The sequence below is a fragment of the Brevundimonas sp. UBA5713 genome (genome assembly GCF_002419815.1).
Taxonomy (GTDB): domain Bacteria; phylum Pseudomonadota; class Alphaproteobacteria; order Caulobacterales; family Caulobacteraceae; genus Brevundimonas.
Genome location: NZ_DIGV01000020.1, coordinates 7,937 through 30,296 on the forward strand (window position 1 = coordinate 7,937; position 22,360 = coordinate 30,296).

General features: G+C 58.0%; 22 protein-coding genes and 1 pseudogene. 15 read left to right on the forward strand and 8 right to left on the reverse strand.

The features are described from left to right. Nucleotides 1-144: 144 nt before the first annotated feature. A complete protein-coding gene (locus B3B04_RS05405) occupies nucleotides 145-1,545 on the reverse strand; it encodes an SLC13 family permease (RefSeq protein ID WP_292040762.1) in 1,401 nt (466 codons plus the stop codon). A gap of 289 nt (nucleotides 1,546-1,834) precedes the next feature. Here B3B04_RS05405 and B3B04_RS05410 point away from each other — a divergent pair, with 289 nt between their 5' ends. The 10 genes from B3B04_RS05410 (at nucleotide 1,835) to B3B04_RS05455 (ending at nucleotide 11,449) form a co-directional block, all read left to right on the forward strand. Beyond that, nucleotides 1,835-2,566, forward strand: coding sequence for a hypothetical protein (locus tag B3B04_RS05410; protein ID WP_292040721.1), 732 nt, complete (start codon nucleotides 1,835-1,837; stop codon nucleotides 2,564-2,566). Between the two features lie 122 nt (nucleotides 2,567-2,688). Beyond that, the gene (locus B3B04_RS05415) at nucleotides 2,689-3,381 is read left to right on the forward strand and encodes an IS6 family transposase (RefSeq protein WP_292040722.1); all 693 of its coding nucleotides are present in this window, start codon (nucleotides 2,689-2,691) and stop codon (nucleotides 3,379-3,381) included. Nucleotides 3,382-3,547: 166 nt separating this feature from the next. Next, a complete protein-coding gene (locus tag B3B04_RS05420; RefSeq protein ID WP_242915582.1) occupies nucleotides 3,548-3,955 on the forward strand; it encodes an organic hydroperoxide resistance protein in 408 nt (135 codons plus the stop codon). Between the two features lie 16 nt (nucleotides 3,956-3,971). Further along, the gene (locus tag B3B04_RS05425) at nucleotides 3,972-4,949 is read left to right on the forward strand and encodes a zinc-binding dehydrogenase (RefSeq protein ID WP_292040724.1); all 978 of its coding nucleotides are present in this window, start codon (nucleotides 3,972-3,974) and stop codon (nucleotides 4,947-4,949) included. A 182-nt stretch (nucleotides 4,950-5,131) separates the two neighbouring features. Further along, nucleotides 5,132-5,557 carry a DUF2924 domain-containing protein gene (locus B3B04_RS05430; protein WP_292040727.1) on the forward strand — a complete coding sequence of 142 codons (426 nt, stop codon included), beginning with the start codon at nucleotides 5,132-5,134 and terminating at the stop codon, nucleotides 5,555-5,557. Next, nucleotides 5,544-7,190: a recombinase family protein gene (locus B3B04_RS05435; protein ID WP_292040729.1), complete on the forward strand. Its 1,647-nt coding sequence runs from the start codon at nucleotides 5,544-5,546 to the stop codon at nucleotides 7,188-7,190. Before B3B04_RS05430 ends, B3B04_RS05435 begins: the two co-directional genes overlap by 14 nt. A 155-nt stretch (nucleotides 7,191-7,345) precedes the next feature. Beyond that, on the forward strand, nucleotides 7,346-8,038 hold the full coding sequence (locus tag B3B04_RS05440) for an IS6 family transposase (protein WP_292040730.1): 693 nt from the start codon (nucleotides 7,346-7,348) through the stop codon (nucleotides 8,036-8,038). 275 nt (nucleotides 8,039-8,313) lie between these two features. Further along, on the forward strand, nucleotides 8,314-10,791 hold the full coding sequence (locus B3B04_RS05445; protein ID WP_292040732.1) for a response regulator: 2,478 nt from the start codon (nucleotides 8,314-8,316) through the stop codon (nucleotides 10,789-10,791). Continuing rightward, nucleotides 10,788-11,177, forward strand: a complete 390-nt coding sequence (locus B3B04_RS05450; RefSeq protein ID WP_292040733.1) for a response regulator — start codon at nucleotides 10,788-10,790, stop codon at nucleotides 11,175-11,177. The genes B3B04_RS05445 and B3B04_RS05450 overlap by 4 nt, the downstream gene beginning before the upstream one ends. After that, nucleotides 11,174-11,449, forward strand: a complete 276-nt coding sequence (locus B3B04_RS05455) for an Hpt domain-containing protein (RefSeq protein ID WP_292040735.1) — start codon at nucleotides 11,174-11,176, stop codon at nucleotides 11,447-11,449. Before B3B04_RS05450 ends, B3B04_RS05455 begins: the two co-directional genes overlap by 4 nt. On the opposite strand, the gene B3B04_RS05460 is transcribed toward B3B04_RS05455, so the two are convergent. The 5 genes from B3B04_RS05460 to B3B04_RS05480 are packed head-to-tail and all read right to left on the reverse strand — an operon-like array spanning nucleotide 11,440 to nucleotide 16,504. Continuing rightward, complete coding sequence (locus B3B04_RS05460) at nucleotides 11,440-11,826, reverse strand: hypothetical protein (RefSeq protein ID WP_292040736.1); 387 nt, start codon at nucleotides 11,824-11,826, stop codon at nucleotides 11,440-11,442. The genes B3B04_RS05455 and B3B04_RS05460 overlap by 10 nt on opposite strands. Then, the gene (locus B3B04_RS05465) at nucleotides 11,823-12,353 is read right to left on the reverse strand and encodes a hypothetical protein (protein WP_292040740.1); all 531 of its coding nucleotides are present in this window, start codon (nucleotides 12,351-12,353) and stop codon (nucleotides 11,823-11,825) included. The genes B3B04_RS05460 and B3B04_RS05465 overlap by 4 nt, the downstream gene beginning before the upstream one ends. Continuing rightward, a complete protein-coding gene (locus tag B3B04_RS05470; protein ID WP_292040742.1) occupies nucleotides 12,350-15,073 on the reverse strand; it encodes a hypothetical protein in 2,724 nt (907 codons plus the stop codon). Before B3B04_RS05470 ends, B3B04_RS05465 begins: the two co-directional genes overlap by 4 nt. Next, the gene (locus B3B04_RS05475; protein ID WP_292040744.1) at nucleotides 15,070-15,918 is read right to left on the reverse strand and encodes a hypothetical protein; all 849 of its coding nucleotides are present in this window, start codon (nucleotides 15,916-15,918) and stop codon (nucleotides 15,070-15,072) included. The genes B3B04_RS05470 and B3B04_RS05475 overlap by 4 nt, the downstream gene beginning before the upstream one ends. A 55-nt stretch (nucleotides 15,919-15,973) precedes the next feature. After that, nucleotides 15,974-16,504, reverse strand: coding sequence for a DUF4402 domain-containing protein (locus B3B04_RS05480; protein ID WP_292040746.1), 531 nt, complete (start codon nucleotides 16,502-16,504; stop codon nucleotides 15,974-15,976). A gap of 188 nt (nucleotides 16,505-16,692) precedes the next feature. On the opposite strand from B3B04_RS05480, the gene B3B04_RS05485 reads away from it, so the two are divergent. The 5 genes and pseudogenes from B3B04_RS05485 to B3B04_RS05505 all read left to right on the forward strand — a co-directional run bounded on the left by B3B04_RS05485 (nucleotide 16,693) and on the right by B3B04_RS05505 (nucleotide 20,250). Next, a complete protein-coding gene (locus B3B04_RS05485) occupies nucleotides 16,693-17,325 on the forward strand; it encodes a LuxR C-terminal-related transcriptional regulator (protein WP_292040749.1) in 633 nt (210 codons plus the stop codon). 79 nt (nucleotides 17,326-17,404) lie between these two features. Beyond that, a complete protein-coding gene (locus tag B3B04_RS05490) occupies nucleotides 17,405-17,641 on the forward strand; it encodes a hypothetical protein (protein WP_292040750.1) in 237 nt (78 codons plus the stop codon). Nucleotides 17,642-18,091: 450 nt separating this feature from the next. Beyond that, nucleotides 18,092-18,778, forward strand: a pseudogene (locus B3B04_RS05495) (IS6 family transposase). Nucleotides 18,779-18,900: 122 nt separating this feature from the next. Then, a complete protein-coding gene (locus B3B04_RS05500) occupies nucleotides 18,901-19,395 on the forward strand; it encodes a TonB-dependent receptor domain-containing protein (RefSeq protein ID WP_292040752.1) in 495 nt (164 codons plus the stop codon). A 30-nt stretch (nucleotides 19,396-19,425) separates the two neighbouring features. After that, a complete protein-coding gene (locus B3B04_RS05505) occupies nucleotides 19,426-20,250 on the forward strand; it encodes a LytTR family DNA-binding domain-containing protein (RefSeq protein WP_292040753.1) in 825 nt (274 codons plus the stop codon). Nucleotides 20,251-20,261: 11 nt separating this feature from the next. Here the strand turns inward: B3B04_RS05505 and B3B04_RS05510 are convergent, their stop codons facing one another. Both B3B04_RS05510 and B3B04_RS05515 read right to left on the reverse strand, forming a co-directional pair. Next, nucleotides 20,262-21,719, reverse strand: coding sequence for a carotenoid oxygenase family protein (locus B3B04_RS05510; RefSeq protein WP_292040756.1), 1,458 nt, complete (start codon nucleotides 21,717-21,719; stop codon nucleotides 20,262-20,264). 14 nt (nucleotides 21,720-21,733) lie between these two features. After that, nucleotides 21,734-22,159: a DUF2141 domain-containing protein gene (locus B3B04_RS05515; RefSeq protein WP_292040759.1), complete on the reverse strand. Its 426-nt coding sequence runs from the start codon at nucleotides 22,157-22,159 to the stop codon at nucleotides 21,734-21,736. Nucleotides 22,160-22,360 lie beyond the last annotated feature (201 nt).

The window sequence follows — 22,360 nt, forward strand, 5'->3', positions numbered from 1 at the left end:
ATTCAATGGGTCCTGAGCCTAGCGGCATAGGACCGAGGCCATGCAGATCTTACTTGGATCAGCGTAAATGTTCAGTAATTTCGAAAAAATGTCGGACCACTAACAGGTACTCAAGCTCTGGCTTGTAGCAGTGGGACTACAAATTCAGAATGGGAAAAAGATCGGTATCGCGACCATGGCTGTAGCCCAGGTAATGAGGTTCAGAGGCACGCCGACGCGAACGAAATCCATGTAGGAATAGTTGGCCATGTTAAAGACCAGCACATTGGTCTGATAGCCAAACGGCGTGGCAAAGGCGGCAGAGGCAGCCATCATGACGGCGACCAGGAATGGTCTGGGATCCACGCCCAAGCTGTTGGCGACGGCCACGGCAATTGGTGTGACCAGAACGGCGACCGTGGCATTCGACAGCAGTTCGGTGGCGATCAGGGTGACACCGTAAAACACGATAAGTGCTCCTAGCGGCCCAAGTGGACGGATGATGTCGATGAGGTATCCGGCACCTTGTTGAGCAAGGCCGGTCACTTCAATGGCTGTGCCCACAACCACCATGCCTGCGATCAGAAGCAGGATTTCGGGCCGTAGACCTGCATAGGCCTCTTCGGGTGTGATCACGCGCAGAAGGATCAACACCACCGCACCCGCAAAGGCCGCTGCCGCGATAGGTACCCAGCCCACAGCTGCCGCTACAATAACGGCAATAAAGACGCCCATGGAAATAAGGGCAGGGCGCAGACGGAAGGGCCGGTCTCCGGCTCCAAACAGTTCCAGATCCCCGAGACTGCCATCGCCCGATCCGTCGGTCTGGTTGCGGCTCTCTCCAAGACGGGGCAGGCGGAAGCCCATAAACCGAAACTCGCGGCGCGCCTGCTGTTTCAATCGCAGAGCTTCTTCTTCCTCCAGGCGCGCAGCTTCGGCTTCTTCTTTTTCACCCGAGCGGTGCAGTTGGCGTCCGCTGATGAAATACATCCACAGACCGCCGGTCAAAGCGATGCACAGGCCGACAGGCGTGATCTCGAACAGGGAGAATACAGGCTGTCCTGCATTTCGGGCCATGTCGTTGACTAACAAATTGGTAGACGTTCCGATCAGAGTCAGCAGCCCGCCCATCACCGTGACGTGGCTGAGTGGCATCAAAAAGCGCTTGGGCGACATCTTCAGCGACTTGGCCACGTCGCGTATAACGGGCGCAGCCAAGACAACGACCGGCGTATTATTCAAAAATCCGCCCACCGAGCCGCAAAGCCCGATGACAATCCAGATGCCCGCAGCCCCGATGCGTTTGGATAGATCGCTGGCTTTGCGGATCAGCATCCCTAGAAAGCCCGATAACTCGATCGCATAGGCAATCACAAACAGACCCGCCAAGGTGATAACGGCGGGGCTGGCGAAGGCGCTTTGTACCTCTACGGGGCGTACGACCCCCAGCAGCAGCAAGACGGCCGCGCCGGCAAGCGCGACAACGTCCGCGCGTAACTTGCCATGGATAAGCACGCCAACCACACCGACAAGCACCGCGAGCGCAATAATCTGGTCTACGGTCATACCTATGGCAGACCCTGCCATGCCCGTCTCGTCAACCTCAATTCGCTGCACTTCGGTATCTTTGTGTTAGGTTGGGTCCATGCGCCAGCCCAATGCCTCGAAACCGTCAATGACCGATGTGTCCGCCGCACATCGCACCTCACGCCGCGCGAGAGGTTTCAGTCTCAGGCCGTCGCCACTGGTGTGTCTGGCCGCGGGCGCTTTGGTCCTGTCCGGTTGTGATAGGGCTGCGCCAGAGCCGCCAGCCACCCCCGAGGCAGTAACCCCTACGATTATTGTGACCACCCCCTTGCTGGACCGCGCCGCGCTACTGGTTGAAATCGATCAGGCCGCTTCGAACTTTGCATCGGGGACAGGGCAGGCGAACACCTCCTTGGCTGGCCGCCGATTTAAGGTGCGTCAACCGATGGGCTGCGGTGAGCCGATCGCGCAAGGAACGGCCGTGCCCCCCAGCGTTGCGTCGCTGACGACTATTGATAGGTCTGGCGACCTTCGTCTCTCGCTCGGAGCCGTGGATTGGACGGACGATATGATCGGCGGTTCTGCCTCGGGAAGCTGGGAAGCCGCTGAAGGCTTTTGGCTTGCCTGGCCGTGGATGCGTGGCGAAACTTGTCCACGACACCCGATAATGCCGACAAAACAGGAGGTGTCAGTCGACGTCACCGGCAGCACCAACACCGATCCTGAACGTCCCATGGTGGAGTCGGTCCCGGTTGTTACGCTGTCGCCACAAACTGCAGCGCTGATGTCGGTCTTCGAAGAAGGCAGCTCGCGTCTGAGCCGCCGTATGGGACGCGCTTATGAATTTGTCCTGAGAGGCCAAAGCGGGGCACCGGCAGTGGCGGACCCCGATGGCTATCGCGTCGTGTTCGAGGGGCGGATGGCAGCCTTCGACGACGGGCAGTCGATCCGCTGCCAGGCTGCTGACATTGATCAAAGACCGATATGCGCCGCGGCGGTCCACCTTGAGCGTGTCGCATTCGAAACGTCCAAGGGACAGCTGTTGGCCGAATGGAGATAGCGGCCTAGTGGACCTACACAGTCCGTGAATAGTCTCTATGTGCTGTCAGTGTGGTGCTGTCAGTCTAACGCTAAAGGTGCTCCACTTCGAAGGCTGCAAGCCATTGGTGGAGAAGGCGTTTTATGAAACCGCTATCGTTTAAGCGACACCGCTTCCCAGGCGAAGTGATCCGTCATGCCGTGTGGTTGTATTTTCGCTTTAATCTTAGCTTCCGCGACGTCGAGGAACTGATGGCGCAACGCGGAATTGACGTCAGCTACGAAACGATCCGGTGCTGGACGATCAAGTTTGGGCCTCTGATTGCACGGCGGCTGAAGAAGCGGAGAGTGCCTCCGACAGGCCGTTGGCATCTCGATGAAATGGTCTGCAAGATCGGAGGACGGCGCATGTATCTGTGGCGCGCAGTCGACGACGAAGGCGAGGTTTTAGACGTCGTTGTCCAGCGCCAGCGGGACACAGAGGCGGCTTTGAAGCTGATCAGACGTCTTTTGCGCAATCAACCGGTTGAGCCAGAAACCATCACGACGGACGGGTTGGCCTCGTACGGTGCGGCACTCGATCAGTTGGAACTGCGCCATCTGCATCGCCCTGGCAGGCTTCGTGACAACAACCGCGTTGAGAACTCGCATCTGCCGATCCGACGACGGGAGCGGCAGCATCAGAGGTTCAAATCCCAAGCCTCAGCCCAGAGATTTCTCACCACCCACGCCGCGATCTACATCACCTTCAACTTCCAGCGCCATTTGATCAGCAGACCCACACTTCGTTGCTTTCGCGCTGAAGCGAATGCCGCGTGGGAGGCGGCCGTGGTCTGAAAATGAGCAGGGTAGGGATCTTTCGACTTCGCTTAGTTATCCTGACAGCACCGTCTGCACGTTAAGTGCGGACCCGTGTCTTACGAGCCTCAAGCTTATGTGACTGGTCTCTCGTTGTCCGGGGGCTAAACAGGTTTCATTCCAGTTCAGCTCCGAGGATTGAACGATGAAGATTTTCTACAAAACCCGTGCCACTGCGACCGGTGGACGTTCAGGACACACCGCGCTTGATGATGGTGGTCTGTCGTTTGATCTGGCGCGCCCCGGAACGGGCGAAGTCGGTGCCAACCCCGAGCAGTTGTTTGCCCTTGGCTATGCGGCCTGCTTTGACAGCGCCCTGTCGATGATCGCAGGGCAGATGAAGCTGGAAGTCACCAGCAAGACCTCGGTCGAGGTCGGCATCGGTCAGCGCAGTGATGGGGGCTACGCACTCGATATTGATATCTACGTCGAGACCACCGGCATCGACACCGAACAGTCTGAGAAGCTTGTCGAGGCTGCGCATCATGCGTGTCCGTATTCGAATGCGACACGCAACAATGTCGATGTGCGCCTGCACGTGACTGCACTTTAAAAGACCGGAGAGCGACATGCGTAGTGCTGTCCACCAGACATTCGGCGAACCCGCCGAGGTTCTCGCGCTGGCGAAGAGTGCCGTTCCGGAGCCTGGCCCAAGGCAGGTGAGGATCAAGACTATACTGTCTCCTATTCATAACCACGACCTTTGGACGGTGCGCGGGCAGTATGGTTACAAACCGGATCTGCCTGCCATCGGTGGCAGCGAGGCCGTAGGTGTGGTGGATGCGCTGGGGCCCGATGTGACGGGCATTTCTGTGGGGCAGCGTGTGGCTGTTGCCGGTGTTCACGGAAGCTGGGCAGAGTATTTTCTGGCATCTGCGGGCGGTTTGGTGCCGCTGCCCGATGCTATCCCCGATGAAGCGGCCGCCCAACTGATTGCCATGCCTTTCAGCGCGATCACCCTGCTTGATTTCCTTGGCGTAGAAAGCGGTGACTGGGTGATCCAGAACACTGCCAATGGGGCGGTCGGCAAAACGCTTGCCATGTTGGCGAAGGCACGCGGGATTAATGTCGTGAACCTGGTTCGCCGTGATGCAGGGATCGAGGAGTTGGCCCTCGTCGGTATCGGTAATGCTGTTTCCACAGCAACCGGATCGTGGAAGGACACGGTTCGCAGCCTTGTGGGAGATGCCTCTATTAAAGCTGCCGTTGACTCTATTGGCGGCAAGGCCAGCAGCGACCTGATAGGCTTGCTGGGCGAGAACGGGCTGCTTGTTTCGTTCGGAACCATGGGCGGTGAGCCCATGCAGATCCCTTCCGGCGACGTTATCTTCAAACAGGCCGTGGTTAAGGGGTTCTGGGGCTCGAAAGTCAGCGCTGCCATGCCCGCACCCAAACGGGCCGCTTTGATCGGCGAGCTTCTTCAACTGGTTGTATCAGGAGAATTAAAGCTGCCGGTCGAGGCTGTGTTTGATCTCGCCCAGATTTCCGAGGCTGTTAAGGCGTCCTTGACGCCGGGCAAGACCGGCAAGGTTCTTTTGCGCCCCTGATTGCTGAAATGACTTGGTCAGAGTGCTTGTTTGGCACTCTGATTTTCCGGTGGACCTATACAGTCGGTAAATAGTCTCCACATTAGTGGTGTTAAGCGATTGTATTTGATCGTTTATGTTTGAATATAATCGTGGTATGTAACTGTCTTGTCGGAGTGGGCTTTCTTACGGGAGAATGACCCATGGCCGCTGTGGATGACGAGTTAGAAGCCTTCCTCGCCAGCTTGGAACATAGCACGCTTTCAGAGGTGCAAGACGAGTGGCGCAAACGTTGGGGAGCACCTCCAGCGTTACGGTCTGTAAGGCTGATGAGGCATCTTGTGGCCTGGCGTCTTCAGGTTGAACTTTATGGCGATTTAAGTGCCGCGGACCGCCGGCATCTTAAATCAACAGCTACGCCAGTCATGCAAACGTTACGAGAGGGTAGTCGCGTGGCGCGCGAGTACCATGGTGTCGTCCATGAGGTCGTCGCAGAAGCCCGAGGGTTTCGATACCGAGATCGTACATACCGTAGCTTGTCCGCAATAGCGCGTGAGATCACGGTTGTGCGTTGGAACGGACCGCGTTTCTTTGGGCTTCGGCCGCGAGGCGGGCATGGCGCATCGTGAGCGTCTTAGATGCGCGATCTACACGCGCAAAAGCACCGAAGAAGGGCTGGATCAGACCTTCAACTCCCTGCATGCGCAAAGAGAGTATTGCGAGGCCTATGTCCAATCGCAGGGCGGAGAAGGTTGGACGGTTGTTCGTACACGATACGACGACGGCGGCTTTTCTGGAGCGAGCATGAGCCGACCGGGTCTTCAGCGTCTTTTGCGTGATGTGGAGGCCAAACGGATCGATGTTGTCGTGGTCTATAAGGTTGATCGACTGACCCGCTCACTGGCTGATTTTGCCCGCATTCTCGAGTGCTTGGACAAGCAGGGCACGGCCTTTGTGAGCGTTACCCAAGCTTTTAATACGAACAGCTCCATGGGCAGGCTTACGCTCAATATACTCTTGTCATTCGCCCAGTTTGAACGTGAGGTCACCGGTGAACGGATCCGTGACAAGGTTTTGGCCTCTAAGGCCAAGGGCATGTGGATGGGTGGAACCGTGCCTCTGGGTTATGATCCGCCAGATGCCTCTGGAGACCGAAGGCTCCGGGTCAATGAGGAAGAGGCGGTCGTCGTTCGTTATATCTTCGAACGCTTCACCCTATGTCGCTCTCTGTGCGATCTTCAACAGCAGTTGATGGACAACGGTATTCGCACCAAGGCGCATAAAGCTCAAAACGGCACCGAAACGGTAGGGGCTCCGTTCAGTCGTGGCGCTCTGCGATATCTGCTTCAAAACAAGACCTACCTTGGGCTCATCTGCCACAAGGGAACGGTGTATGAAGGCCGTCACGAAGCCCTGATCGATCAACGTCTGTTCGAGACTGTACAAACCCTTCTCAGCCACCGCGCAGATGTTTGGAAACGTCGCGCGCCCAATCTTGAGCGGGCTAAGCTGCATGGCCGGATATTTGATGAGTTCGGGCAGAAAATGGTCCCGCAGTTCATCCCCGGAAAGCGAAGAACCTATGGGTATTACGTTGCGCCGCGATTGGCTCCGGGATTGAGAAATCCCGATGGCTTGGGTCGAGTACCCTGCAAAGCTTTGGACGACCTCATTCAGAGAAGGGTCGTTGGACTCGTAGGGATAGGCAACGAAGAGATCACGACCGATGTGCTGCGCGATTTGGTGGTTCGCGTCGAGATCCATAGCGCATCGGTGCAGCTCGTCATCAACCTCAAAGCGCTCAAAGATTTAAATCCAGATGGCACGTCGGTGCAGGACTTGGAGAAGAAGCTTTGGGTCGGCGATCGGTTGATGCCCGAGCCCTCTCGTCTGGGGCGTGTAAGGCTGTCCATATCGGCTCGCCTGAAGATGCATGGGGGTCGCACCTGGGTGGAAGATGCTCAGGCCCTGCCAGGTACTCCTGCAAACGCTATCAAGCTTGCGGCGGTAAAGAAACTTCGAGCCGCGCATGCGGCGTTCGCGCCCTTGCGGAAGACGCTATCAGACCCGAAGGCAGGTTGGCCTGCCAACATTAGGTTGCACCGACTGGAATGGGTATTCCTGTCGCCTAAAATACAAGCCGCCATATTGAATGGTCGCTTGAGCGCCGAAGCTCTCGCAAAGTTAAACGCGCTAAAAGCTGTTCCACTCAGTTGGTCAGATCAGAACCATCTTGTGTATGGAGAGATCGACGTCTTATAGCCCGAATGAGATGGATTTAGACGTGGGACTAAAGAGTCTCTAATGTGGTTGAAATCGCTAGAGATTTATTGACTGACTAGAAGGGGTGCTGTCAGTCTAACGCTAAAGGTGCTCCACTTCGAAGGCTGCAAGCCATTGGTGGGGTGGGCGATTTTATGAAGCCTCTATCTTTTAAGCGACATCGTTTTCCAGCTGAGGTGATACGTCATGCCGTGTGGCTGTACTTTCGTTTCAGCTTGAGCTTCCGCGACGTCGAGGAACTGATGGCGCAACGCGGAATTGACGTCAGCTACGAAACGATCCGGTGCTGGACGATCAAGTTCGGGCCTCTGATTGCACGGCGGCTCAAGAAGAGGAGAGTGCCTCCGACAGGCCGTTGGCATCTCGATGAAATGGTCTGCAAGATCGGAGGACGGCGCATGTATCTGTGGCGCGCGGTTGACGACGAAGGCGAGGTTTTAGACGTCATCGTCCAGCGCCGGCGGGACACAGAGGCCGCGCTGAATCTAATCAAACGTCTTTTACGCAAACAACCTGTCGAGCCGGAAACCATCACAACGGATGGGCTGGCATCGTACGGTGCGTCGCTTGATCAGTTGGAACTGCGGCACCTTCATCGCCCTGGCCGGCTACGAGACAATAACCGCGTTGAAAACTCGCATTTGCCGATCCGACGACGAGAGCGACAGCAGCAGAGGTTCAAATCCCAAGCCTCAGCGCAGAGATTTCTCACAACCCACGCCGCGATCTACAACACCTTCAACATCCAACGCCATCTGATCAGCAGACCTACACTTCGTCGCTTTCGTGGCGATGCGGATGCTGCTTGGGCGGCCGCTACCATCTGAAAATGAGCAGGGTAGGGACTTTTCTGCCAATGCCTAATTAACCTGACGGCACCTCAAGAACGATTGTGAGCGCTTCAGGTAGCGAACAGAATGCGGATGCCACAAAAATGACGGCTACCGTCTAAAAATAACCAGTGTGTGGGGGGCTGTAAAACTGATGGTTTCAACTGGTCGCTGTGTCTTTTTGGACGTGACAGAGGCATTGCAGACGTTGAACGCGGTGAACCCCCACATCCTCTGCGCATTCACTAAACTAGACCGTGGAGGAGAGATGATTGGTAACGGGTTCTAGCGCTAGTCGCCGCGCCAAGCGCGCGTATGTGCTGTTTTTATTTTTTGGGGCATTCGCTCTATTGGCCATCGTCACGATGGCAAACCAGACGCTGCGCGAATTGACTAGCGAGCAACAGTTTGAAAGGGCGCTCAACAAAGCACATGACCGCCGCGAGCAACTGCAAGATGTCTTTTCGTTACTTCAGGATGGCGAAACAGGACTTCGTGGCTTCCTTTTGACCCGAAATCCTGTTTTTCTCGCGCCCTATCAAAACGCCGAGGACCGATTGGATAGCGAGTGGTCGCAGTTGAAACAGCTGTTCGCACGCGACCCAGCGCGTTTAGAGCGTCTGGAGATACTGGTTCGGACAAAGCGCGATCTGCTGCGTGCTGGCGCAGAAAGAGCGACAAACTTACCGGCAGCGGAACGACATGACCGGGCACTCTCGGGCAAAGTGGCTATGGACCGCATTCGTGACGAGATAGCCCTGCTGAATCAACAAGAAGCTGCCATGTTGGAACAGTTGCGAACCCATCACCAACACCAGGCATTAAGCACGCGTCGGGCCGTGATAGTTTTGTCCGTTCTGTTCGTCTTGCTGATGTTAGGTGCCGCGATCACCATCTGGCACTACATGCGACGTCAAGCAGGTTTGCTAAAAGAAGTTGCAGCATCTGACAGTCAGCAGCAGGCACTTTTCCAAGGCAGCTTTCAACCGCTTCTCGTACTCGAAGATAATGGGAACGTTATTCGAATAAATTTTGCAGCTGAAAAAGCGATACAACAAACTTCTAAAGACGTTGTTGGTAAAAATGTTAGACTTTTTGTTGATCTTGATAGATCGGGTCATCCACGCATTCTCGATCAGCTTCGCAATAAACGATCCCCTCTAGAGGAAGCTCTTGAAGGAGAGATATGCGTCCGCCGTAAGGATGGCTCTGTTTTTCCTGCAGAGGTTTCCGTAAGCCCCGTAACTATAGATAATACCACCAATATAATCGTGGCACTCAAGGATGTTTCGGAGCGTAGGCGCATGGACGAGATGAAGTCACAGTTCGTCTCTACCGTCAGCCACGAACTGCGAACGCCGCTGACTTCGATTGCCGGATCGCTGGGCCTTTTGGCGGGCGGAGCGGCAGGGGTGTTGCCAGACAAAGCCGCCCGCCTCATCGGCATTGCCCAGTCAAACAGTCAACGCTTAGTTCGGTTGATCAACGACATTCTTGACATCGAGAAACTGGAATCCGGCCAGATGGCATTGCGTTTGGAACGGGTGGACTTGCGTGAACTGGCAATGCGGTCGATTGATGCCGTCAGCGGAATGGCCTCCGATCACAAGGTACAAGTCGAACTGGATGGCCGGGCAACAGCCACGGTCATGGGGGACATGGACCGACTTATCCAGGTGATCGTGAACCTGTTGTCCAATGCCTTGAAGTTTTCCCCTTCTGGGGAGACGGTCACGGTCCGGCTGATGGTAGATGACGGACCGACGGTCACGTTGACTGTGTTGGACCGTGGGCCCGGTGTGCCTGAGGCTTTCAGATCAAGAATATTCGAGAAGTTCGCGCAGGCGGATTCGTCCGATACGCGCCAGCGCGGGGGAACGGGTCTGGGGCTAGCCATTTCTCGCGAGATTGCAGAGCGGCATGGTGGGCGGCTGTGGTTTGATCCTGATCCGGGCCTTGGGGCCGTCTTCCATCTGCAACTGCCGCGTGTCGCTGCGGTGCCTATCCAGAACCGGGTGGATGGACCGCAGTTGTTGGTGGTCGAGGATGATCCCGATGCCGCCGAGGTGTTGCGCAGTATTCTGCAAGAGGACGGATATCAGATACAGGTTGCCTCGACCGCCCGTGAGGCGTTGGCGCTGGTCGGTCAGACGAAATTCGCCGCTGCGCTGATCGACTTGCAACTGCCCGATGCGAATGGGGTGAGCCTGATCCGCGCGCTGCGCAAATCCGCCCTGACGCGGGATCTGCCCATTCTGGTTGTGTCCGCCGATATCTCGCAAGGCATGGCAAAGGCGGCATCGCTTCAAGTCTTGGACTGGATGGAAAAGCCGCTGGAAGTGGATCGCCTGCTGCATGCGGTTCAGGCGGCGACCGCCGGGAGCAAGGCGCAACCTTTGATCCTTCATGTAGAGGATGAAGAGGACGTGCGCAGCCTCACGGCATCCGCCCTTTCGGGAGTGGCGACTATAGAGGCGGCAGGATCACTGGCCGAGGCGAGACGTTATCTGGAAAGTCGTCATCCCGATCTGGTCATTCTGGATATCGGCCTGCCGGACGGCTCCGGTCTGGAATTGCTGGGCAATCTCGAGAGCGGGGACCAGCCGCCGATACCCGCTATCATTTATTCAGCCAGCGATGCCGATCTTGAACTGGGTGCGGGTATCGAAGCCGTTCTGGTGAAGTCGCGCACGCCTGTCTCGTCGCTGGCTCGGACGGTACGGCGTCTGACGCGAAAGGATATGACATGAAGGAGCAACTGACCCTGCTACACGTCGATGACGAAGCGGATATCCGCGAAGTGGCGGCGTTGTCGTTTGATCTGGACCCCATGACAACCTCGATCAGTGCATCGTCCGGTCCTGAAGCCCTTTCCATCCTTGATGGAGGGTTGCGGCCTGACGTGATCCTGTTGGATGTCATGATGCCGGGGATGGATGGACCTATGGTCCTTCAACACCTGCGCCAGCGGCCTGCGCTGGAGCATACGCCGGTCGTATTCATGACGGCACGGGCGCAAGGGTCCGAAGTGGCGGATTACAAGGCCTTGGGGGCCATAGGCGTCATTACCAAACCCTTTGACCCCATGGGGCTGGCGCAAGAGGTGCGCGACCTGTTGGCGGGGGCGGGCGCATGAATGACGCTCTGGAGGCTTTGCGAGCGCGCTTCAGAGAGCGGGCCCGCGCCGATGCCGACAAGATATCGCGTGCCATCTATGACGGTGACTACGAGGTGCTGGAGCAGGTCGTACATGGTCTGGCAGGCGCGGCGGGCTTGTTCGGCTACCCGGCCCTGTCCGAATATGCCTTGGCCATCGATGCGGAGTTCGAGGCTGGCAATAAGCCCTCGGATGAAGCTCTGAACCGGTTGGTCGAGATCATCCGTGCCGAAAGCGACCTCTATTCATAGACAACGCGCACGGGAAGGATCGGCACGCCTGTGGCGGTATGGTGCAGGAAACCGTCAATGTCCGGCAGATTGATCCTAGCTTTGCCCTTTGCATCCACATGAGGCAGAGGCGTCGGGCTGGCGTCGGCCCACGCTGCGCTGGTGGGCGACGTCTCTCCATCGGCTTGAAGCAAATAGGTCTGGACCTGCAGACGGTAGGCGCGGTTCGGATCGGCACCCACGTCAATGATCGCCGGATTGTTCAATGCGCTGGCGCGAAGTTGGATCGGGGTCACCGAGGAGACTTTCAGGGCCGAGTGCACCGTAATGGCTGCCGTAGCATCCGGTGCGCCCGTGCTGGCCTGTACGATGGCCGAGGCTAGCAGTATCGCGATCATAGCAGTTGCACCGTCACCAGATAATCGAACGGGTGTTCGCCCCCCGGAGCGGCCCCATTCAGCCTGACATCCATGCCCAGGTCAAAGCTTGCATCGCGGAACAGGCCCAAGGGGTCAAGATCGAAGCTGACGGTCGCGCCCTCTGAAGGAGAACCGCTTCGATAGGTCGCCCCGCGGAGGTTGGCGACCCTGAGTCGAGTAATGGTTGCAGGTCCCTGGCCACCGGCTGGCGTGATGGTCACCCGGATAGGCCGCAACGCGCACAGCGAGGACAGGATGTTCAAACCGCAGGTTACAGTAATGGTCGGCGTACGCACTGAGGATGTGCTCAGGCGGATTGAATCCCCTGAAACGCGCGTTACCACGCCGTTGGTGCTGACGCTGAAGACCGTGGGCGATTGCCCCCGGATGGTGCGCCCGAGTGTTGGCGCTTCGGCAGGGGAGCGGGCGACCGCCAACTGGGCAGCCGCTGGCATGGCCATCAAGATTGTGGACAGCGCCATGAGGCCGATAAGCCACCGGGTCATGATACCGCTCCTTTCAGGCTAACCTTGATTGTGCCAGCGCGGACGAAACCGCCCGAAGGCGGGATAAGAACCCGTCGTTCCTCGTCAATTCTAAGCCCCAGGGTTGCCGCTTGTTCCTCATTCAGACGGACGCGGTAATCGCCCGGAGGGACACCTTCGATGAAGGCGATACCGGCGTGGTCGCTTCGGGTGCTGAAGACCTTTCCGTCCTTGTCGACCAATTCGATATCAACGGCGGACAAGGCGCGGCTATCGCCTGCCTGGCGCTCCAAAACGACACGCAGCTCGATCTCGGACGAACGCTGCATGGGATAGTTGACGATGACCGTCCGTCCAGGCCGTGGCTCGACCGCGAGCAGGGTAGGGCCGCCGACGAGATAGGGATCCTCCACCGCTTCGGTATTGAGGCGAATGACTGCCGTGCCGGGGTCACCCAAGCCTGGAGCATAGGCCATGCCTCGTTCATCCGTGGTCAGGGCGTCAGTCGGGACGTCGGCAATGATACCGGCAACGCCCTCTTCATCGAACTGGCGGATACCGTCACCATTGGCGTCGATCCAGGCATTTAGGGCCGCGGCTCCGCCAGAAGCGCCGCCGCTGCGAACCAGTCGATAGCCTCGACCAACGGGGTCATAACCAAAGCCGAACCCGAGTTGCAGGCCGACACGCCATTCACCTGTTTCAGTCTCGACGGCACTGTTCACTGCAAGATCGAAGCGACGGGCCCGCCATATGTGAGACGCTTGTACCGTAGTGCGTATTTCCGATCCGAGCGAGCGAACCACGCCAAAGCGTAGGGCCTGATTGTCGCGCAATTGCCAGTCCGCCGTCAGATAACCCGTCTCCAGCTTGAGGTCGGGCGAAAGGCCGTAGGTCAGGCCCGCGCGCAGTTGAAGGCGTCGCGCAACCAGTGTGGCCACGTCGCTGGAACCCGCCCAGCGCTGGGTACGGGTTTCGTCGGCACGCCTATCCTCATCCCAAACAATGCTGCTGGAAGCATAGAAGCGTCCGATCGGTGTAGAGGCGCGCAGCTCGGCATTGGTCTGGGCGCTGTTGTCGCGGCGCTCAAGGCGTCTGAGGTTGAGCGACCAGGGAATCGTCTGGGAATGGGGGCCTTTCAACTGGCCGTCAGCGCGTAATTCACTGGCCCGTCTCAGCGGTGAGGCATTGCCCAATCCCAACTGTCGCGTCTCGTCGATGAAGCTGTTGCGGTATTCCGCATGCCTGCCGACGAGTGAAATGCCCGATATCCTGCCGGCAAAACCACCAGCCAGGGCCTGACCATCCTGATCGTCCCAACCCGCGTCGACCTGCGTCGCAAAAGGGCCGAGAGACGTGCGAAGGCCGATCGTGACCATTGAACGGGAGTCTTCGCCAGCAACCGGACGAAAGCGGGCGACACCGCCAGAAATGGTGACGGCTGATGAAAGTCCATAATCCACACCGGCAACCAGGCGCATACCCGGTGGAACTATGCCCGGTTGTCTGAGGGGATCGTCATTCAGATCCAGCAAGGTGCGGCCCTGATCAACAGCACCGAGGCGGACGATGACGCGACCCGGCTCAACCTGACCGGCACCGAAATTGATGCGGCGTACGGTTTCGCGAATCTCACCGTGCGGCCCGTAAAAGACAAGACGAAGCGTGTTTAGGCCGTAGGTCAGCGGCACGTCCAAAAACTCGTACTGGCCCTGCACCGGCGTGGACTGTGATCCGTAAAGGACCTCGTTCACATATAGTTCGACTTCTTCGCCGGCGGCCAACTCGCCACGCAGATCCAGCGGTGTCCCGATATCAAGGCTGTCTCGCGGAGCCGAAGTATAGAAAACGCCGCGCCCGCTGATGCTGGCAGCACCGAGTGCAAGCGACGGTGTATAGACATCGCCGATACCCGCATGGGTCCCGCCCAGATTTCCCAGTGCATGGCCGTTGCTGTCGCGGCGCGAAAGGCTGATGCGGCTGTCGCTCAGGTTTGCGTCATCATCTGAGCCAATCCACGCCTCGAGGCCCGCCCACAGCAGGTCGCCTGCAGCGCGTATGTCATAACGGCTGGTCTGGTCTCGACCGTCACGGCCCGTTTGCCCGCCGATATTGATGTCGAACGCGGGGGCGGTGAAGGCCTGATAGGGCGTGGCGATCTCGACAGGATGATCCCCGCTGGTGCCCAGTCCCAAACGACTGCGACGCTGGTCGCGTTCAAGGCGTTGCTGAAAGGGCAGGGGCTCAAGCGGAGTAAGCTCCAGCACCTGAGCGCTGGTATCAGGCTTCAGGCGCACAGGGAGCAATTGTTCGATCACATCGATCCGCAGATAGAGGTCATCGGCATAGATAGCGGCCTGATCGGCTGATATCGTGATTTCACGGCCTGCCAGCACCGCCTTTCCGGAGGAAAGATCGACCGTCAGCTTGCGATCCGGCGACAAAATCCAGCCTTCCGCCCGACGCTGGGACGGAAAGACGCCGACTGCTAGGTCCAGTACCCGCGATAGTTCGCCAATGGGTACAAAGACGCCCGTCCGCGACGCATAGACGTTTACGGATTCGGCCAGAAGGGCAGGTCCGGAGCGCACCTCGAGCCACAACAGGTCTTCGCTGCTAAAAGGTTGGGGCGAGGCAGCATCGACCAGCGCCGCGGCCGTCGCCCCGTCTTGGGCGCGGGCTGCGGTAAGGGCGAGACACCAACCCAGCGCGATCGCGCTGGCAAAGCCAAGGGTTTTCACGGGGTCGCAACCCGCGTGACGGCTAGCACCTCGCCCGGATGGGCATCATCGTCGCGATAGACAACCGTCAAAGCCTGACCGGTGGATACGGCTTGTGGCAGGGCCAGACGGACGGTGCGCTTGGCAATTTCCGGATAGACCGCGACCCCGCGCACGACTGTCATCAGCGGCGCGTCGTCAGTGGTTCCTAGGCGGACTTCAAGATCGCCATAGACTGAGTTCGCGCCCAAACGGTCAATGTCGAACACCAGTTCGGTGCCCGATGCTCCCTGCTCCAAGTGGGCATTGCTGATGCCGGCTCGGGCATCGGCGGCATTATCGCGCACGATGACAGGAATACTAACGCTAAACAGGGCAATGACTTGCAAGGCCACATCGCCGTCATTGCCTGCAGCGGCCTGTGCTGCGGTGAAGCCGCTGTCTTCGGGGGGCAGGGCGGTAATGGTCAGGTGTGAGCGATGCTCGACCGATCCATCGCCAGCGGGGCGGGCCCGCAAGCGGATGGCCTGGCTTTCGCGCGGCTGCAAGGTCACCCGACGCGGCGTGTGCTGGACCAGATCAGCAGCCGATGAAATGTCCAATTCTGGACGTTCGGAGGCGGCGATGATCTGGCCATCGGGCAGCATGATGCGGTCGACCAGGTCGACCGTATATGTCGCTGGTTGGTCGCCCTGGTTGAAAACATAGACGATCGCGCTGCGCTCGCCGGGGGCGAACACCACACGCTTGGGCGAGATGTTCAGATCGGCACCGACTTGGGCATTCGTGGGCAGGACGCTGGCGGAGAGGGCCAGAGCCGCAGCAGCCACGGTGTTTGCAACATATTGAGGCCAGCCCTGTCTCATACCAAATCTCACGCACCGGGAGGCCGCTGCGGATAGGCGCAGCGGCCATCATTCCTTAGTTATAGGCCGCCGACACGGTGAAGGTTCCCGTGTAAACGCCGGTCGCTGCGGTCGAAGGCAGAGCGACCGAACCACCGACACGTACGTTCAGCGAACCTGCCGAACCCAATGCGTTGCTGAGAGTTTGGGCCGATGCATTGGCGCCCAGATTGTTGCTGGTGGTGACGGTCAGGCTTTCCGAACCGTTGGCCATGGTGAAGGTAGCCGGGACGGTGACCGAGACGGATTGGCCGCCTTCGCCGTCGATGTTGAACTGGGCTGCCTGCGGGGTGTCACCCGAGTTCAGGGCAACAACGCCGCCCGAAACGGTGCGAGCACCAGCATTGCTGACGACGACTGAACCGGAACCGGTCGACGGGCGTACCACGGTGCCGAACTTCATGTCGGCGCTCTTGGTTACGGTCAGCGGGCGGATGACGGTGATCGAGCCCTGGCCGGAAGCCGAAGCGGTCGATTGGGCCGAAGCGGTGCCAGCAAAGCCCAGGGCGGCAACGGCGAGGGCGGAGATGAGAGCGAAGCGGTTCATGTGAACTCCAACGATTGAAAGCTGCGTTGGGACCCAAATGTTCATCATTTCGGCACGGGTCCATAAACCGGACCCGTAAAAACGGGTCTATCGAACCAAAGTTATAGGTTTGCCTTACATTTCTGACGATCGCGGGAACTTCAATGCCCGCGTTCAGCTTCCCAATATGAAGAGGAAGCGTTGGTATAATGCGTTGGATAGTTCTTATTGTTGATGATCACCCGCTCGTGGCCGAGGCTCTGGAAGCGGCAGTGGCGAAAGCCTATCCGCAGTTCGAGGTTGGCCGGGTTTCCAGCGCTGCCGAAGCGGAAAGCTTTGCCCGTCGGCATTCCGAGCGCGTGCGCATGGTTATGTTGGATCTCATGCTGCCAGACGCTGAGGGATTCAGCGCGCTGATCCAGCTGCAGCAGATTTTGCCAAAATCCCATTTCGCGATCATTTCCGCCCGCGTAGACCCACACATGGTTTCCATGGCGCGGTCGTTTGATGTGGACGCCTATTTGAGCAAGGCTGAACCCGTAGAAACATTAGTCAATGCTATAGGCGGCGTGATGCGAGGGGATAAGATTTTCCCAATCGGTATCACTTCGCAAGCCCATACAGAGGATTACCACAAACGTTTGCTAACGCTTTCCAAAGCCCAGATGCGCGTATTGAAAGCGATGGCCGAGGGTAAGTTAAACAAGCAAATCGCCGGGGAATTAGGTCTGACTGAGGGGACCGTCAAACAGCATGTTTCAGCCATTCTAAAGAAGCTGGGCACGCCTAACCGTAGCCAAGCCATCTTAAACAGCGCCCGGTATCTTGGTAAGATCGATTAAGAACTGGCCCACCTTGGACGACCTTGTTCTGAGAAGAATTGTTGAACTCGCTGGGTAGACAAAGAAGATCACTACCGAGGTGCTGCGCGATTTGGTGGTTCGCGTCGAGATCCATAGCGCATCGGTGCAGCTCGTCATCAACCTCAAAGCGCTGAAAGATTTGAATCCAGATGGCATGTCGGTGCAGGATTTGGAGAAGAAGCTTTGGGTCGGCCATCGGTTGATACCCGATCCCTCTCGTCTTGGTCGTGTGCGGCTGTCCATATCGGCTCGCCTGAAGATGCATGGTGGTCGCAGCTGGGGGGAAGATGCTTAGGCCCTGCCAGGTACTCCTGCAAACGCCATCAAGCTTGCGGCGATTAAAAAGCTGCGAGCCGCGCATGCTGCGTTCGCGCCCATGCGGAAGGCACTATCGGAGCCGAAAGCAGGTTGGCCTGCCAACATCAGACTACACCGACTGGAATGGGTATTCCTGTCACCCAAAATACAAGCGGCCATACTAAATGGTCGTTTGAGCGCCGAAGCTCTCTCAAAGTTAAATGCACTAGAGGTTGCCGCTTAGTTGGTCAGAACAGAACTTACTCGTGTATGGAACGAGCGACGTCTGACAGACTGAATGAGATAGATTTAGACGTGGGATTAAAAAGTCTCTAATGTATTTGAAATCGTTCGACATTTATTGACTGACTAGCAGGGGTGCTGTCAGTCTAACGCTAAAGGTGCTCCACTTCGAAGGCTGCAAGCCATTGGTGGAGAAGGCGATTTTATGAAGCCGCTATCGTTCAAGAGACATCGCTTTCCAGCCGAGGTGATCCGTCATGCCGTGTGGCTGTACTTTCGTTTCAGCCTGAGCTTTCGTGAGTCGAGAAACTGCTGGCGCAACGCGGAATTGACGTCAGTTACGAAACGATACGGTGCTGGACGATCAAGTTCGGGCCTCTGATTGCACGGCGGCTGAAGAAGCGGAGAGTGCCTCCGACTTGCCGTTGGCATCTCGATGAGATGGTTTGCAAGATAGGCGGCCGACGCATGTATCTGTGGCGTGCGGTCGACGACGAAGGCGAGGTTTTAGATGTCATCGTCCAGCGTCGACGGGATACAGAGGCGGCTTTGAAGCTGATGAGACGTCTTTTGCGAAACCAACCTGTCGAGCCAGAAACCAACGGACGAGCTGGCGTCGTATGGTGCGGCGCTCGATCAACTGGAAATGCGGCATCTTCACAGGCCTGGCCGGTTACGAGACAATAACCGCGTTGAGAACTCGCATCTGCCGATCCGACGACGGGAGCGGCAGCAGCAAGGGTTCAAATCCCAAGCCTCTGCCCAGAAGTTCCTCACCACCCACGCAGCGATCTACAATACCTTCAACATCCAACGCCATCTGATCAGCAGGTCCACGCTTCGTCGCTGTCGTGCCGATGCAGATACTGCTTGGACGGCCGCTACCGTCTGATAGCGCGCAGGGTAGGGGCTGTTTTGCCAATGCCCAATTAACCTTACGGCACCTATCGCACGCCTGCCGAAGGGTGGGGCGCGAATGCGGCTTGGCGTCGTCGTGACCGCTTGGTAGGCGGCTTGCTGGAATGGGAAGTGGGGGCCGATGCCCGCTTCACCGAGGGCGAGACGCAGGAGCTGTTCCGCTTCCAGAACGGACAGTTCACGCGCGGTCGCAAGGCGGGGGGCGAAGCCTCTGTGGCGGGACTTTATCTGGACGGCTCGTGGGAGGCTGGACCGTGGCTGGTGGCTGGCGGTGTGCGGCTGGATAACTGGACCAACGAGAACGGCTTCCGGCTTGAGGACGATCTGCAGACCGGTGACGTGACCCTCGACGAGGCCGAGGAAAAGCGCTCGGACACGGTGTTCAGCGGTCGTCTGGCTGCCCGACGTGCGCTGGGCGGGAGATGGAGCACGCGGGGGGCGGCCTATTCCGGTTTTCGTCCGGCAAGCCTGAACGGGCACGTCAGTTTTGCGCTAGCGCATCAAGCGCCAAACCCATGCAATCTTGGCGCTTGCAACACTGCAAAATCGCCGTCTAACATTAAACTCAAGATGAGGCCTATCGTCCTCTAATCCGCGCACTGAAATGTGCCAAAGGTTTTGATGATGGACAGAACTGGTCAAACAAATCCTATTGAAGGTTACCGACAAGCAGGTCTTCTGGGTTTGGCAAAATCGGAGCAGATCCCCCTCCATCAACGTTCTATGCTGAGAGGCATCCTGATCGGTGCCGTTGCCGGGGTGTTTCTAGCCTTCAGCGGAGCCTTTGGAAGCCTTCAAGAGCCTTTGTGGATCAGACTGATCTACTGGGTACCGCTGATTGTTCTGGGCGGATTGTGGTCACAGGTCTGCAGCCCCCTGCTGGAGCGACTGATTGACACCTCCGACCGTCCATGGCTGGAAGTGATTTTGCTGTCTCTGATCATGAGTGTGCCGGTAACACTCACGGTATGGATCGCAACCACACTACTGTTTTGGCGAGAGTTGCCAATGCTCCAGCACCTGCCGCACTTCTTCGTACCGGTATTGCTGATTACGCTCATTCTTGCCGCGATCAACGTGTTGGCCTCTCGCAAAAATCCGATCGCCACCCACTATGTCGAAGGTCATCCTCCGGCGCGCTTTCTGCAACGCCTGCCGTTAAAGCTGAAGGGTGCCACGCTATGGGCTATTCAGTCTGAGGACCACTATCTGCGTTTGCACACCAGCAGAGGATCTGACCTCATTCTCATGCGCCTGTCGGATGCTTTGGAAGAGCTCGACGGGCTTGAGGGCGCTCAAACCCATCGCAGTTGGTGGGTTGCCAAGGACGCCGTGCGCGAGGTTGCACGTGGCGACGGACGGGCGACCCTCACACTGGTGGATGGCACTCTGGCCCCCGTCAGTCGTCGCCACGCCCGGGCCCTGCGCGAAGCCGGCTGGTGGTAATCACACCCAGTCTATGCAGTCCAGTTGCCGTGGAAGGCTGCCGGTAGCGCCACATCCGCCCGCCATGTGCAAACCGGTCCATCCTCGATGTGCGCCAGATCAAGCAGGTGAAGCTCGCTGACACCGGCCTTAAGATTCACTGTCGGGCCGATCAGCCAAGCATCCTGTTCTGCGCATGCACCTGGCTTTGGCACATAGACCATCTCGTCCACCACATGCTCCGGCCCGAAGTCGTAGACGTGCGCGCGACCTGAACTCCAGTCCGTCACACCAATGGATGAGGCCAGAGGTGTGCCTTCACGCGAGCCTGTCGTATGCAGGCTGAAACGACGGGCAAGTCCTGCCCTGCGCGGATCACTGCGCGGAAACTCGGCAATCGTCCCTGTTTTTTCCAAACGTCCACGGTCATCGGAGCCGAGCACAACCATGACAAGCTCGGCAGGCTCATGATCTAAAGCCACACCATTCAGGATTTCACTGGCTCCTTTGGCAGCAAAGTCCATGTGCCTGTGGGCCGCCACGTCAAAGCGGATCGTCCCGTCGTTCTCTTCCCATGCCTCGCCGACATGGAAGAAGCCGAATGGCGGCAACTCGAATATGCGCCTGTTGCTCAGGTTATCCTTGTCGATCACCAAAACCTTGGTGCCCAGTTCAGGTTTCCACTCGAAAGCTTGCGATAAGGGCATGATGTTGCGGGTGTGAACCCACGGCTGGAGCAAGATCACCAGATGGCGAGCGGTGGCCGTGAAGTCGTGGATGTAGCTGGCCATAGGCATCTGGATCACCTCGGCTGTGCGCAGGCTGCCATCTGCTGACAGGTGCCAGATGATGGCGTTGCCCCCACTCAAGCCAAGGTTCCAGATCGTGCCATCAGGCTCCACGCGCGGGTGGGCCAGATAGGGCATGGCTTTCAGATCGGGACGCAGAGTGACGTAGTCATCCGTCTCAAGCGTGACAGGATCCATCGCCAGTGGTGAGCCGGCTTCCCACAGGGCCCATATCTTGTCGCCCACCTTGTGAACGGAGGTATTGGCGGGACTGGCATCATCGGCTGATCCAATGCGGGCACGCGGATCAGGCAAGGTGCCAAAGCCCGGCATCAGCATGGCTCCCGCCTCTTCTTCCTGACGACGTTTTCGGGTGTCGGCAAAGCGGGCGGTCAGTTGCACCTGACCGTCTTCGATATACCAGCGACGGATCATACCGTCGCCATCAAACCAGTGCTGTGACGAGCCGCCGGGGCGACGAAACTGCGCCGGACCATTACGATAGAGCGTGCCCTTCAGTGCCTCTGGCACCCGGCCATGGACCAAATCCATCATGCGTGGTTTCAAGTCCTCTGCAACGTCTGCCGTCGCCAAAGACCAGCTCTGCGCCTGTTTCAATGCTGCTGCCGCCCACGTCTTGTCAGGCGTTAAAACAGAAGCAGCGGCCGAAGCACCAAGGAATGAACGTCTCGAGAAATCCATCTGGCCGCTCCCGATCAACGCAGCGTCAAACTGTGTTGCGTCGCGCCATCAACGGTAAAACGGGCGCGATCCCATTTGGCGGGCCCCATATTACCTACTGCATTGTTGGAAAAGGCATAGGGTTCGACCGGCATGCCGAACGGGTTGGTGTCCATCTTGGCGTTGTTGTTCACGTCGTGAAACGCTTTGATCCCATAGTCACCCAAAGCGAGGCCTTCGAACACCACTGTGCGTTCGCCGTTTTCAATATCAATATGAGCCACACGTGATGGCGCGCCACCCTCATAGGCGGTTTCACTGTCGTAAAGCGCGATCATGACGCTGCCGGCTTCGGTGCCCGTCTCCACGTTGAGGTGTAGGCGGCCAGAATCCTGTGCGGTGGCGCTGCTGGCAATGATAAGACTGCCCGTCAGGGCGAGGACGGCAAGGGCACGTTTCATAGTGGGCTCGTGATGAGATTAAGAAAGTTGAGACCGTCCTTTTGTCCCCGCCCTTATCAGCCCTCCAGCGACCTTACGCCTTGAACCACCTGCTCTTCGCCAGTGAACGCCCCGTGTCATTCACGAAGCGCGAACGACCGCGCCATATGCAGCAAGCACTTAGTCTTTCTCGCGCCGGAGCTGACGTGACCCCCTGAAACT

Bases quoted from the DNA above. Each gene is read 5' to 3' on its own strand.
- B3B04_RS05405 (WP_292040762.1), bottom strand. From the start codon at position 1,545: ATGACCGTAGACCAGATTATTGCGCTCGCGGTGCTTGTCGGTGTGGTT.
- B3B04_RS05415 (WP_292040722.1), top strand. From the start codon at position 2,689: ATGAAACCGCTATCGTTTAAGCGACACCGCTTCCCAGGCGAAGTGATC.
- B3B04_RS05420 (WP_242915582.1), top strand. From the start codon at position 3,548: ATGAAGATTTTCTACAAAACCCGTGCCACTGCGACCGGTGGACGTTCA.
- B3B04_RS05425 (WP_292040724.1), top strand. From the start codon at position 3,972: ATGCGTAGTGCTGTCCACCAGACATTCGGCGAACCCGCCGAGGTTCTC.
- B3B04_RS05430 (WP_292040727.1), top strand. From the start codon at position 5,132: ATGGCCGCTGTGGATGACGAGTTAGAAGCCTTCCTCGCCAGCTTGGAA.
- B3B04_RS05435 (WP_292040729.1), top strand. From the start codon at position 5,544: ATGGCGCATCGTGAGCGTCTTAGATGCGCGATCTACACGCGCAAAAGC.
- B3B04_RS05440 (WP_292040730.1), top strand. From the start codon at position 7,346: ATGAAGCCTCTATCTTTTAAGCGACATCGTTTTCCAGCTGAGGTGATA.
- B3B04_RS05450 (WP_292040733.1), top strand. From the start codon at position 10,788: ATGAAGGAGCAACTGACCCTGCTACACGTCGATGACGAAGCGGATATC.
- B3B04_RS05455 (WP_292040735.1), top strand. From the start codon at position 11,174: ATGAATGACGCTCTGGAGGCTTTGCGAGCGCGCTTCAGAGAGCGGGCC.
- B3B04_RS05460 (WP_292040736.1), bottom strand. From the start codon at position 11,826: ATGATCGCGATACTGCTAGCCTCGGCCATCGTACAGGCCAGCACGGGC.
- B3B04_RS05465 (WP_292040740.1), bottom strand. From the start codon at position 12,353: ATGACCCGGTGGCTTATCGGCCTCATGGCGCTGTCCACAATCTTGATG.
- B3B04_RS05475 (WP_292040744.1), bottom strand. From the start codon at position 15,918: ATGAGACAGGGCTGGCCTCAATATGTTGCAAACACCGTGGCTGCTGCG.
- B3B04_RS05480 (WP_292040746.1), bottom strand. From the start codon at position 16,504: ATGAACCGCTTCGCTCTCATCTCCGCCCTCGCCGTTGCCGCCCTGGGC.
- B3B04_RS05485 (WP_292040749.1), top strand. From the start codon at position 16,693: ATGCGTTGGATAGTTCTTATTGTTGATGATCACCCGCTCGTGGCCGAG.
- B3B04_RS05505 (WP_292040753.1), top strand. From the start codon at position 19,426: ATGATGGACAGAACTGGTCAAACAAATCCTATTGAAGGTTACCGACAA.
- B3B04_RS05510 (WP_292040756.1), bottom strand. From the start codon at position 21,719: ATGGATTTCTCGAGACGTTCATTCCTTGGTGCTTCGGCCGCTGCTTCT.
- B3B04_RS05515 (WP_292040759.1), bottom strand. From the start codon at position 22,159: ATGAAACGTGCCCTTGCCGTCCTCGCCCTGACGGGCAGTCTTATCATT.